Raw genomic sequence first — 12531 nt, forward strand, 5'->3', positions numbered from 1 at the left:
TTTTAATTCGCTTACTTGTTTCATAAATAAATGTTTTTTCGACATCTTTCGCTAAAATCCTTTACACAAGGGAACCTTTTTGTATGGCTTCCAGTCCCAATAGTATAACAAGGTAGAAAAAAAAGAGCCAGTTTCCTGACTCTTTTACTATTACTCTGCTTTTAAGCTTTCGATGAATTCAGCAAGTTTTTGAAGATCTTCATCTGAACCTGTCCATAATCCTGGTGGCATGTTACCGCGACCATTATGAGCAATGTCCTTAATTTCATCAGCTGTTAATCCAGTGTTCATTAGAGATGGTGCACCAGCTCCACCTTCTAAGCCTTCACCGTGACATGTAATACAAGCTGAACCAGCGTATAGTTTATAACCTTCTGATTCTTTATCGAATTCAACTGTTTCTACGATTGCACCCATAGCTTTTTGAGCTTCCCAGTCGTGGTTAACAACTGACTCCCAAGTTAGGTAGAACATAGCAGCTAAAGTTAATAACATAAACGCTGTTGGCAATGGACGTTTAGATGGACGACGTTCTGGACCCTTGTCTAAAAATGGCATTAATAATAGCGCTCCAAATGCAAGACCTGGAATTACAATAGCTCCGATTACATTGTATGGACCAGAAGCAAATGAGTATTTTAAAAGTTGATACATAAATAAGAAGTACCAGTCCGGTAGTGGTGTATATGCTCTAGTTGGATCTGCCGGCCCTTCAAGTGGTGACGGGTGAGCGACAGTTAATAATAAGTATCCAATTAAAAATACAGCACCTACCATCCATTCCTTCAGTAAGAAGTTCGGCCAGAAAGCTTCCGTCTTACCTGGATATTCGGAATAATCCTTTGGAACGTTCGGCATTCTGTGATTCGCTTTAATACGAGAATCGCCGACAAATTTCATTCCTTTTCCGCGATGCATAGTGTCCCCTCCTTTTAAAGATCATCGAACCGTCAAGACAATTACAACGGTCCTGAAATTCCTTGACGACGAATCATGATAAAGTGCGCTGCAAGTAACCCAAACAATACTGCAGGTAAGAAGAATACATGAATCGCAAAGAATCGAGTTAACGTTTGAGCACCAAGAATCGTTGTGTCACCCGCTAATAATACTTTAATCATCCCACCGATAAACGGTACTGATGCTGCAATTTCGATACCTACTTTAGTAGCGAATAATGCTTTCATATCCCATGGTAATAAGTATCCTGTAAATCCAAGACCCATCATTACACCAAAAATACCTACACCAACCATCCAGTTTAACTCACGAGGTTTTTTATAAGAACCTGTGAAGAATACACGAAGTGTATGTAAGAACATCATTACGATAACTAATGAAGCTCCCCAGTGGTGCATACCGCGTACGATTTCACCAAATGCTACTTCGTTTTGTAAATAATAAACTGATTTCCAGGCATTCACAACGTCTGGTACATAGTACATTGTTAGGAACATACCAGATAGAATTTGAATTACTGTGATGAAGAATGTTAATCCACCAAAGCAGTAAACGAATGCTGAAAAATGATGTGCAGGGTTAACGTGCTCTGGCACTTCGTGGTCGGCAATATCACGCCAAATCGGTGTAATATCTAGGCGTTCATCGACCCAATCATAAATTTTATTTAGCACTGTTGTCGTACCCCCTTACTTATTTAACTAGAGAATTTGCTTTAGCTGGACCAATCATTAAATAGCCATCTTGTTCTTGTACTTCAAATTCATCCAACGGACCTAGAGGCGGTGTACCTGCAATGTTTTTCCCGTTTTTCTCATAACGTCCTGCGTGGCATGGACAGAAGAATTGACCTGGGTGTGCAGAATCTCCATTCCAGTCAACCATACATCCTAAATGCTTACAAACAGGTGAAAGGGCAATGATTTGATCGCCACTTTTATAAACCCAAGCTACATCTGTAACCTGTGATTTATACCATGCATCCACTTGTTCATATGAAAAGTCCACTTTTACAGGCTCTTCAGTCAAGTCAGCGATTTTATGCTCTGTTTTTACAAAATCCCCACCCTCATGCTTTTGTAGCACAGGATCAATTGCAAAGCGAAGCATTGGCATTAGCATACCTGCCGCCATAAATCCACCTACACCAGTAAGAGTATAACTTAGAAATTGACGACGTGAAACTCGATTATTACTCATTATTTTCCCCCCTCTAACTTAAAGGTCAGTCCAACGGACATACTTTTACAAATAGTAATACTAGGACATATATATGATATATCAAGTCCATAGCTTGGTCAATATAGCATTCTGTGGAAAGCTGGAGAATGTGAACATTTATTGAAACTAATTGTTAAATCTGTGCCCATTTAGTCGAAAGCATTGGAATCACTTGTCGCAATTGATCTTCTAGAATGGATTTTTTCACACTGGCATCCATACTTTCTAAAGGAATCGCTGGTAACCAAATCATATTGACTATCTCTCCACTCTTTGTCCAATAATGGTCACAAGTAATGAAGAACACATGCTTAAATCCAGCATTATGTAATTGTGCTTCTAATTGCTGTGGTAAATCGTCGTTTTTTAAAGTTGTCATATAAGAAAATGGTGGCATGACTAGTAGTCGACCTTTAAACTGCTGCTCTATAAAAGAAGTTAAAGACATGACAAAATCTACCTCGGCACCACTTTGTTTCATTTTTTCAGAAGAGAGATCAATGGATACAAGTGGAACAACCGCGGTATCAATAAAATCTTTTTGTGCCATAAACGATGTTACATCGTTTGCATTAAAATACATTCAACAAACCTCCTTTTATCGCAAAATAAAAATGTCCTTTTCCACTCTTCAATAGGATACCCAATTAAAAGTGAAAACAATCATTCACTAGTAATGTTACCATATTGAAATGGATAAAGGACATTCAATTTTTACCTATAATTAACGTAAATTAGCCGTTTCCTTCAATGCTTGTAACAAATTAGACAATTCATAAAATCGCACTTCATCTCCCTGGTCGAGGGCTTCATCAATTTGTGCAAGTAATTTCTCTTCTTGGAATACGAGTAAGCTATTGGAAAGCAGCTCTTCTGCCAGTACACGATCTTTTTCACTGACGAGCAGTGTTTCTGGCATATAAGGGTTTTCTTCAAGAACTGCTAAGTATTGTGCACTTGGTGGTATATTAGGAAAATTCAATTGTATATACATATCTTCTTGTTCATGTAAGCGTAAATCATGGAAAGACTTCTCAGCATCTGCCGTCATCACATTGCCTTTATAGAAACGAAAAGGCACACCAGTTGAGTCTACTGTTGACATCACCATTGCCCTAGGACAATAGTGAGCTTCTTCCACAAAACGGATTCTTTTTAACAAGTCATCATTACTTAATAGGTAATTTAAAATCCATACACACTCACGACGTTTCAATTGATAATTTTTTAAAAACCATCGAACAAATGCTTTTTTATCAACAACTGATACAGAAGCAGTCATACCCACTCCCTCCTTTACTCAAATTCTAAGGTTTCTAACTTCTCCTGCCACTCTGGTTCACCCGGTTGAATGTTGATTAATTGTCCAAGAACCTCTTTTGCCTCTGAACGCTTTCCTTCTTCTAATAAGAAGTAAACATATTTTTCTAAAAATGTTGCGTCTTCCTTAAAATCATTATATGCCAAACGGTAAAATTCGTATGCACGGTCGTACAATTCTAAATTTTCATATGCCTCTGCCGCAAAAGGATATAAAGTGCTCCATTCAAAATCATTTTGCTGTAATGTCTCAAATAACTCGATTACATCCTCATGGCGCTCCTGTTGTCCAAACACTGAAATAAGTGCTAGTACCGCTTCCATATATTCAGGATCGAGCGCTATAGCTTCTCTCAGATGTTGCTCAGCTTCTTCAGGCAAACCATTTTTCAATGCCATTTTACCAGCGAATAAATAAAGCGATTTATCATATTCATCACGCTTTAACCCCTCTTGAATGGCAGCATAAGCTTTTTGATTATCCTCTGTCATTGCATAGCTTTCCGCAAGCAATAAATAGGCTGAGAAGTAATCAGGATCTAATTCTTTCAATTCCTCTAGTTGTTTAATAGCCATCTCGTATTTTTGTGACTGGAAGGCTGAATAAGCAGCTCCAAATAAAATATCGGGCTTTACTTCATCTTCAAGGGCTTTGACATAATAATCAAATGCCGTCTCATAGGCTGCACCTGCACGATAAACCTCCGCTAGTCGTTCGACAAGTTGAATACCAGCAAATTCATTTTGCTGCTCATATAAGTCCTCATACAGTCTTGCTGCCTCTAAAAAACGACCTGTTTCAAATAAAAGTTCTGCTTTCGCAAAATGTAATAATGGCTCGTCTGGTAAAATCGCTAATGCTTCATTTATACGCTTTTCTGCAACCTCAAATAACCCTTGCATTTGATAATAATCAGCTAAAACCAATAACGCTTGTGGATATTCTGGGGAGGTTTCTTCAATTTCTAATAATAAATCTAATGCTTCATCTTCATTACCAAGCTCCATTAGGACATTGGCACGATCTATTTTTAACTGTGCTTCTTCTGGGAATAAAAATTGTAAATGCTCCAGCACACGGTCAGCTTCCTTCATGTACCCATACTGCATAAAAATCTCAGCAAGTGCATAGATCTCCTCGGGTAGCTCCTTCATTAAAAATGATTCTAGTAGCTGATCTATTAATGCTAAATCCCCTTGTTCAAGTGCTTGCATCATTTCAGTCATCGCATTGTTCACAGTCATTCACCTATTCTTTCGTTGATACCTTTATGCTACAAAACATTTACCTCTGAAACAAGAAAAAACTCCCCAAAAGCTTGGAGAGCCTCTCTTTAATTGTTACCTCACTGCCTCAATATGCTCAAAGAACGATGGGTAGGATACAGCAATACATTGTGCATCATCTAGTGCAACAGCTCCGTCTGTTATTAAAGCTGCAACTGCACCCATCATGCCGATTCGATGATCACCATATGTTTGAAGGTTTGCTCCTTTTAAAGACGTTGGTCCCTCAATAATCATCCCATCTTCTGTTGCTTCGATTTGGGCACCAAGTTTCTTCAATTCAGTCACAACAGCCGTGATACGGTCAGTCTCCTTCACCTTTAGCTCCTCGGCATCTTTAATGATCGTTTGACCATGTGCTTGCGTAGCGAGTAATGCAAGAATTGGAATTTCGTCAATTAAACGAGGAATAATGTCTCCCTCAATTATTGTACCAGTTAAAGAAGATGTCGCGATTTGGATTGTTGCTGTCGGTTCAGCTTGATTATCATCATTCGGCGTTACCGTCATCGTGGCGCCCATTTTTTCCAGCACCTCTATAATGCCATCACGTGTTGGATTAATGCCCACATTATTTAGTGTTAGCTGACTATTTTTGCAAATGGCTCCTGCCACTAAGAAAAAGGCAGCCGATGATATATCTCCTGGCACAGAAACATGCGTACCATTGAGAGCTTGTCCTCCTTCAATCGATACTACGCCATTATCTACTTCTACATGTGCACCAAATTGACGCAGCATTCGCTCTGTATGATCTCTCGAAACATCCATTTCTCTAACAATAGTTGTTCCTTCAGCACGCAAGCCCGCTAGTAAAATAGCAGATTTCACCTGTGCACTTGCTACAGGCATCTTGTAATCAATGGCTTGTAATTTTGTACCTTGAATGGCTAGCGGTGTATATTGCCCGTCTGCACGCCCTGTAATTTGTGCACCCATCTGACGCAGTGGATCTATAACACGGCGCATTGGTCGTTTTCCAATGGATGCATCTCCTGTCATGACAGAGTGAACAGTAGAACCAGCTAAAATGCCTAGCATTAAGCGTGTTGTTGTACCAGAGTTACCCGTATATAACACTTCTGTCGGCTCCTGCCAGCCATCCATCCCTGGACTATGAATGGTTACATTTGTCCCTTCCACCTCAATCTGAACGCCAAGTTTCTGGAAGCAATCAATTGTACTTAAACAATCTTCACCTAGTAAAAAGCCCTCTACGGTCGTTGTTCCACTAGCAATGGCGCCAAACATCACAGAGCGATGAGATACAGACTTATCGCCTGGAACAGTTAAAGAGCCCTGTAAAGAAGGCTTGTTGTATTGCAATACTTTTTCACTCATGAACTTTATTCCCTCCAATATGAAGATAGAAAGCGCCGAAATGCCGACGCTTTCTTATGCTAAGAAATATACGTTTCGAAATTTGCTCGTTTTTGAATACAGGCTGCAGCACGTTCGCGATCATTTTCACTTTGGAAGCTAATGACTAGAATACCGAAAACATCTTCTCGTGATTCAACGATGCGAAGATTCGTAATACTAATTGCTTCATCTGCTAAAAAGCCCGTCACTTCAGAAATAACACCTGGATAGTCAGGAACATCAACATATAGATCGAATGGTGTATACATAGCCCCTGCACTAATCGGTAATTCATCTCTCAGTTCTTTGGCAACTGCAAAATAGTTTTCAATATCCTGTGAAGAACCCTCCATCAGCAGTTCCTTAATGCGTGTCATTTCTTTTTCCCAGCCATCTAATTGCGTGAGGAGTTCCTCGCGATTTTGCAGCGTAATATCTCGCCATAAGATGGGATTGGAAGAGGCGATTCGTGTCACATCACGAAACCCTCCTGCGGCAAGAGAACGTGTCATTGGGTACTCTCCATTTTCGCCGCCTAATTGATGAACAAGTGAGGCCGCAATAACATGCGGAAAATGACTCACCACCGCTGTCATGTGATCATGCTCACTGGCAGATACACTGACTACTTTTGCATGGGTAAATTTCAGCAAACTTTCAAGCTGTGCCATATGAACAATTTCTTCCCCAGCAAGTGGCGTAAGCATGTAATATGCGTTTTCAAAAAGATGCGCCTTAGCAGCCAGCACACCACTTTTATGAGACCCCGCCATTGGATGTCCACCAATAAACGTTATGCCAAGTTCTCGTAATTCGCTGGCTTTTTGCATAATTAATTTTTTTGTACTTCCTGTATCTGTTACGATGACTTTATTTTTCAAGGGCCATGATTTTAATTGCTCCATCCAATCCAGTGTTGCATTAACGGGCGTACCGAAGATAATAACGTCAACCTCAGCCGCAACAGCCAGTGGATCTGCGACAATCTCATGCACAATATTTAATGTTTTCGCATGCTCGCGTGTTTGTGCGTCCATGTCGTAGCCAATAATTTTTGTTTCTGGTGCTTTTTGCAAAGCAAGGGCAATAGAACCTCCGATCAATCCTAGCCCTATAACGAGTACTTTGCGTGTCATGCAAATACCCCTTGTTGTTTTAACACTTCATCAAGTTGGCTAAGCAATGCTGCATTTTGAGCCTCTGTTCCAATTGTCACACGGATAAATCCTGGTAAGCCTAATGCATTACCACTGCGCACGATAAAGCCTCTTTTCATCAGCTCTTGGAAAACAACATCACTATCAGCATGGGTATCAAAGAAAATAAAGTTTGTATCAGATGGGAAGTATTTTAAATTATGCTTTTCACAAAATTCTACATATTGTTTTTTGCCTTTTTCATTGGCCTCACGGCAGGCTTCAATATAATCTTGGTCACTGAGGGCAATGGCAGCAACAGCTTGACTTAAGATTGTATTATTGAATGGTGCGCGCACAGGATCAAGCTTAGCAATAACATCAGGTTGGCCAATAGCATAGCCTACGCGGAACGAAGCTAAGCCATATGCTTTAGAGAATGTACGCAGTAAAAGCACATTCGGATACTCATTAATGATTGGTAACGTATCCTTGTGGTCTGGATGTGTAACATATTCAATGTATGCCTCATCAAGCACGACAAGGACATCGCTTGGAACCTTTGCAAGAAAGGCACGCAATGCAGCATCAGGAATGACAACTCCTGTAGGATTATTTGGACTACATACCCAAACAATAGAAGTTTGGTCATCAATTGCAGCCAACATTGCCTCTAGATCATGTGCTCCATCTTGACAAGGCACTTTACGTACTTCAGCACCTTCAATTTCAGCATTGTGCCAGTATTGAGAGAAGGAAGGGTCGGCCATAACCGTGTTTACCCCTGGATACAACAGAGCACGAGTAATAATAGCAATGATGTCATCAGAGCCGTTACCAAAAAGAAGCTGTGTTTCTTTCACACCTAGATGATTTGCCACAGCAGTACGTAGGTTTTGGGCATAGCCATCTGGATAAAGTGCATGATTCACTGCATTATTTTGTAAATAAGCTGTTACCTTAGGTGAGCACCCGAATGGATTTTCATTCGATGCCAATTTAATAACTTCCTTTAAGCCATATTCACGTTGTACTTCTTCAATTGGTTTACCTGGCTTATATGCTTGCATACCGTCCAATTGTTGTTTCCACTTCATCTAAAACATCTCCTCTACTTATTTAGCCTGAGCCAAATCTGGTCTTAATTTCACTGCATCATTGAGATACAAGTGCTTTACATCTTTTTGGGCAACCTCTACGTTTGCATGTATTAATACACGAATACATAATGGTAATGCTTCTGGCACATCCATTTCATGTGTACACATAACAGGGACATATTGCCAGCCATCCATCAAGCGTACTGCACGAGCAGGAAATGCTGAGGTAATATCTGGCGTTGTTGAAATGAGGATCGATGCGATATCATCAATGTCCACATTATTTGCTGCCACAACCTCACGCACTAATCTTGCTGTCTCATCCCATACAAGCTCTGGCTTGTCAGATTCAATTGTTATTGCTCCTCTAAGTCCACGAATCATACAAGCACCTCCGCTAATAACTGTCTATATTCAGCATCTATTTCTTGGCATTCTTCTAAATCAATAGCTTTGACAAAAGGCTTTCCAATTTTCTCCAAAAGAACAAATTGTAAAATGCCATATTCCGCTTTTTTATCTTTCATTAGGTAGCTAGATAATTGTTCAAATGAATAATCACTCACAGCCTTAAAAGGATAGCCGTTTTTTATCGCAAACTGTAAAAAGGATTGGGTGAACGTTCGATCAATTTCTCCATATCGTTCACTCAATAGAAGACAATAGACGAGTCCAATCATAACCGCCTCACCATGAGCCACTTTGCCATAACCCGCAGCTGCCTCAATTGCATGCCCATATGTATGGCCTAGGTTTAAAAACTTTCGAACGGATTGCTCTGTTTCGTCCTCAGCAACAATTTGTGCTTTCACTTCAATTCCTTTTTTTAGTTGCTTTGCTAGTTCATTTTGATTAAAATGGATCACCGAATCTCCTGTCATTAATTCCTCCAGCCAGTTCGGGTCAGAAATCATGGCATGCTTAATTAACTCTGCTGTTCCCGAACGTACCTCACGCTCTGATAAACTTTCTAAAAGAGCTGTATCATATATCACGCCTTCTGGCTGATAAAATGCGCCAATCATATTTTTTCCTAGTGGATGATTAATGGCAGTTTTTCCACCAACTGCGGAATCATGCGCTAGAATAGTCGTTGGAATTTGAATAAACGGAATCCCACGCATATAGGTTGCCGCAACAAAACCTGTTAAATCGCCAACTGCTCCTCCTCCAAAAGCAAAAATGAAGGATTTTCTGGAGCATTTTTGCTCTAATAAAAATGTTTGAGCAGCATTGTATTGATCAAAGGTTTTGCACGCTTCTCCACCTGGCAAAATAAAGACCTCAAAGTGGTACGGGAAATTTGCTTTGAAGTACTCTCCCTGTGCTGCCCAAACATTGACATCAGTAAACACAAAGAGCTTATCCGCTTTTTGAAGTTTATCAGCAAATGCCTCCACAGCTTCAGTTAGAAATTGATGCCCAAGAACAACTTCATATTGATGCGATTTTGTTGCTACTGGTACACGCATAACTTAGAACCCCTTTGTATATTGACGATGCTCGTCAATTTGAGCTTGTAATTGTGGTAGTTGATCACTATGGAATTGCTCTAAAATTGCATTCGCTATTTCCCAGGCAATAACATGTTCTGCAACTACAGACGCTGCTGGTACTGCGCAGCTATCAGAGCGCTCAACACTCGCTTTAAACGGCTCTTTTGTTTCAATATCTACACTTTGTAATGGTTTATATAAAGTAGGAATTGGCTTCATCACACCACGTACAACAATTGGCATACCTGTTGACATACCGCCTTCTAAGCCACCAAGTCGATTGGTTGCACGAGTATAACCTTCTTCTTCAGACCAGATGATTTCATCGTGTACTTCAGAACCTTTTCGACGTGCCATTTCAAAGCCAAGTCCAAACTCTACTCCTTTAAATGCATTTATAGATAGCATAGCAGCAGCAAGCTTTGCATCCAGCTTACGATCATAATGTACATAAGAACCTACACCTGCTGGCATGCCTTCTACAATGACTTCTACAACACCACCGATCGAATCGCCGGCCTTTTTCGCTTCATCAATTGCCTCAACCATTTTCGCAGAGGCGATTGGATCTACACAGTAGCAAGGATCCGCTTCGACAATTGCACGAATTTCTTCTGTTGTTTTTCCTTCTATTAAAGAAGTATCGGCTTTAATTCCCACTATCTCTGTAACATGTGCAACAATGGAAATGCCTAGTTCATTAAGTAACGCCTTTGCCACAGACCCAACTGCTACTCGTACAGTTGTTTCACGCGCAGAGGAGCGCTCTAATACATTCCTTAAATCACGGTGACCATATTTCATGCCTCCAACTAAATCTGCATGACCTGGTCGAGGACGTGAGATTTGACGCTTGATATCTTCAGGATTGATATCATCAGCTAGTGGCTCTGCTCCCATAATTTTAGTCCAGTGCTTCCAGTCATCATTTGTGACAACGAGTGCAACAGGAGATCCAAGTGTCTGACCATGACGAACACCAGCTACAATCTCCACTGTATCTGTTTCGATTTGCATGCGGCGCCCACGTCCATGACCTCCTTGGCGACGTTTTAAATCATGATTAATTTTTTCTGCTGTAATGGGTAAGAGTGACGGTAAACCCTCAATAATTGTCGTTAATTGGGGTCCATGAGACTCACCTGCTGTTAAGTAACGCATAAACACTTTCTCCCTTCAACTCGCTAAAGTATGTATTTTTCACTATAACATATATTCTTTAAAAAAACAGTCCTTTTACGAATGTCTTTTAAGTAGTTACCATTTTCATAGATCTAAATGTGAATATTCTGAATGAAAGTTATAAAAAACACCTAGCTAAATTTTATAAAAAATACGCCTTTGCTTATGATAAGCGAAAAGCGTATGAATTATCTATGTTTAATGCTTGGTCAACTTTATGTACAATTGTGTCATTTGTACAAAGCTTTTCATCCATATTATTAATTATTTTTACGATAGAAGAACGTGTCTTCTACATCAAATTCATAACGTGCTGGATTAAAAATTTGCTCTGTCGATCCAACAAATAAAACGCCATCCTTGCGCAGTGCTTTACTAAAATTATTATAAATTTGATCTTTCGCTTCTTCTGTAAAATAAATCATGACATTGCGACAAACAATTAAATCATAATTGCCGTCATAAGAGTCATTCAATAAATTATGTTTCTTAAAGGTTACACAACGCTTAATCTCATCCTTCACGCGATAGAAGGAGCCTTCTTGTTCAAAATACTTTGCTTTAATATCACTTGGGACCTCGGCTAAAGAGCGTTCAGGGTAGACACCTAACTTCGCCTTTTGTATCACATTCTCATCTAAATCAGTGGCAATAATTTGAATTTGAGATAAAGGCACCAATTGAGATAATACCATTACTAAAGAATATGGTTCTTCTCCTGTCGAACAAGCCGCACTCCAAATTTTTAAACGCTTATTAGTTTGTAAAAGTTTCGGAAATATTTTCTTTTGTAATACTTCCCAGCGCTTTCCATTGCGATAAAATTCAGAAACATTGATCGTCATACGATCTAAGAATTCATTCATTAAATCACGATCTTGTTCGAGTGCCTTTAGAAAGTCTACAAAATTACGATAGCCCTTTTTCTCATAAAGAGAGGTTAATCGTCTTTTCATTTGCGCTTCTTTATATAACGCTAAATCTATTCCTGTTTTGCGCTTAATACCTTCTATAAACTGTTCATAATCAGACATATGGTCATCTTCCCCTCTAGCGTCGTATTACCATTATAGCGGAAAAGTCCCAATCCTGAAATAGTCTTTCTCATGTATGCAAATCTACTTTCTTACGTTTTGTTTTTCCTCTAAAAGTAATACTTTCGACTGTTCTAATTCAAGTCTCATTTTTTCTGTTTCAATCGTATAAGTTTCTAACCTAAGCTTTTCTAATTCTACTTCTTTTTCAACAGCCTTCAGTTTTATTTTTTGTTGTCTCGTACGAGCGTCTGTAAAAATTCCAGCTAGAGAAATAATGACGCCTCCAATTATCGCTACAATGGCAATTGACAATCCGTTCACTTCCTTTCGTTATTTTGATTATACGGCAAAATGGAAAAAATAGTTTCATTTTTCAGGAATTTATTCCAATAAAAAATGAAGGTAGTTTTTCACCACCCTCATTCTATCC

At 39.5% G+C, this 12531-nt stretch carries 14 protein-coding genes; all 14 read right to left on the reverse strand.

All coding sequences use genetic code 11. The features are described from left to right. Positions 1-150: 150 nt before the first annotated feature. The 14 genes from C7B89_RS07780 to C7B89_RS07845 all read right to left on the reverse strand — a co-directional run bounded on the left by C7B89_RS07780 (position 151) and on the right by C7B89_RS07845 (position 12413). On the reverse strand, positions 151-918 hold the full coding sequence (locus C7B89_RS07780) for a menaquinol-cytochrome c reductase cytochrome b/c subunit (protein WP_004232669.1): 768 nt from the start codon (positions 916-918) through the stop codon (positions 151-153). Positions 919-959: 41 nt separating this feature from the next. After that, positions 960-1634 carry a menaquinol-cytochrome c reductase cytochrome b subunit gene (qcrB, locus tag C7B89_RS07785; protein WP_004232663.1) on the reverse strand — a complete coding sequence of 225 codons (675 nt, stop codon included), beginning with the start codon at positions 1632-1634 and terminating at the stop codon, positions 960-962. 19 nt (positions 1635-1653) lie between these two features. Beyond that, positions 1654-2160 (reverse strand): QcrA and Rieske domain-containing protein, encoded by a 507-nt coding sequence (locus C7B89_RS07790; RefSeq protein ID WP_004232660.1) that lies wholly within the window; start codon positions 2158-2160, stop codon positions 1654-1656. 154 nt (positions 2161-2314) lie between these two features. Then, complete coding sequence (locus C7B89_RS07795; RefSeq protein ID WP_048389840.1) at positions 2315-2764, reverse strand: DUF2487 family protein; 450 nt, start codon at positions 2762-2764, stop codon at positions 2315-2317. 141 nt (positions 2765-2905) lie between these two features. Then, on the reverse strand, positions 2906-3463 hold the full coding sequence (locus tag C7B89_RS07800) for a ReoY family proteolytic degradation factor (protein ID WP_048389838.1): 558 nt from the start codon (positions 3461-3463) through the stop codon (positions 2906-2908). A 14-nt stretch (positions 3464-3477) separates the two neighbouring features. Further along, positions 3478-4746, reverse strand: a complete 1269-nt coding sequence (locus C7B89_RS07805; RefSeq protein WP_004232654.1) for a tetratricopeptide repeat protein — start codon at positions 4744-4746, stop codon at positions 3478-3480. A gap of 96 nt (positions 4747-4842) precedes the next feature. Then, the gene (gene aroA, locus C7B89_RS07810; protein WP_115673441.1) at positions 4843-6129 is read right to left on the reverse strand and encodes a 3-phosphoshikimate 1-carboxyvinyltransferase; all 1287 of its coding nucleotides are present in this window, start codon (positions 6127-6129) and stop codon (positions 4843-4845) included. A gap of 59 nt (positions 6130-6188) precedes the next feature. After that, positions 6189-7286, reverse strand: coding sequence for a prephenate dehydrogenase (locus C7B89_RS07815; protein WP_115673442.1), 1098 nt, complete (start codon positions 7284-7286; stop codon positions 6189-6191). Then, positions 7283-8383 (reverse strand): histidinol-phosphate transaminase, encoded by a 1101-nt coding sequence (gene hisC / locus C7B89_RS07820; RefSeq protein ID WP_066037622.1) that lies wholly within the window; start codon positions 8381-8383, stop codon positions 7283-7285. Before hisC ends, C7B89_RS07815 begins: the two co-directional genes overlap by 4 nt. 18 nt (positions 8384-8401) lie before the next feature. Continuing rightward, positions 8402-8770: a chorismate mutase gene (aroH, locus tag C7B89_RS07825; protein WP_004232646.1), complete on the reverse strand. Its 369-nt coding sequence runs from the start codon at positions 8768-8770 to the stop codon at positions 8402-8404. After that, entirely contained in the window at positions 8767-9858 is a 1092-nt protein-coding gene (gene aroB / locus C7B89_RS07830; protein WP_016994409.1) for a 3-dehydroquinate synthase, read from the reverse strand. Before aroB ends, aroH begins: the two co-directional genes overlap by 4 nt. A gap of 3 nt (positions 9859-9861) precedes the next feature. Beyond that, entirely contained in the window at positions 9862-11043 is a 1182-nt protein-coding gene (aroC, locus tag C7B89_RS07835) for a chorismate synthase (RefSeq protein WP_004232644.1), read from the reverse strand. A gap of 281 nt (positions 11044-11324) precedes the next feature. Continuing rightward, the gene (locus C7B89_RS07840; RefSeq protein ID WP_048389829.1) at positions 11325-12098 is read right to left on the reverse strand and encodes a CheR family methyltransferase; all 774 of its coding nucleotides are present in this window, start codon (positions 12096-12098) and stop codon (positions 11325-11327) included. A gap of 84 nt (positions 12099-12182) precedes the next feature. After that, positions 12183-12413, reverse strand: a complete 231-nt coding sequence (locus C7B89_RS07845) for a hypothetical protein (RefSeq protein WP_048389827.1) — start codon at positions 12411-12413, stop codon at positions 12183-12185. Positions 12414-12531: the final 118 nt, after the last annotated feature.

This window comes from Lysinibacillus capsici (genome assembly GCF_003367505.1).
GTDB classification, from domain to species: Bacteria; Bacillota; Bacilli; order Bacillales_A; family Planococcaceae; genus Lysinibacillus; species Lysinibacillus capsici.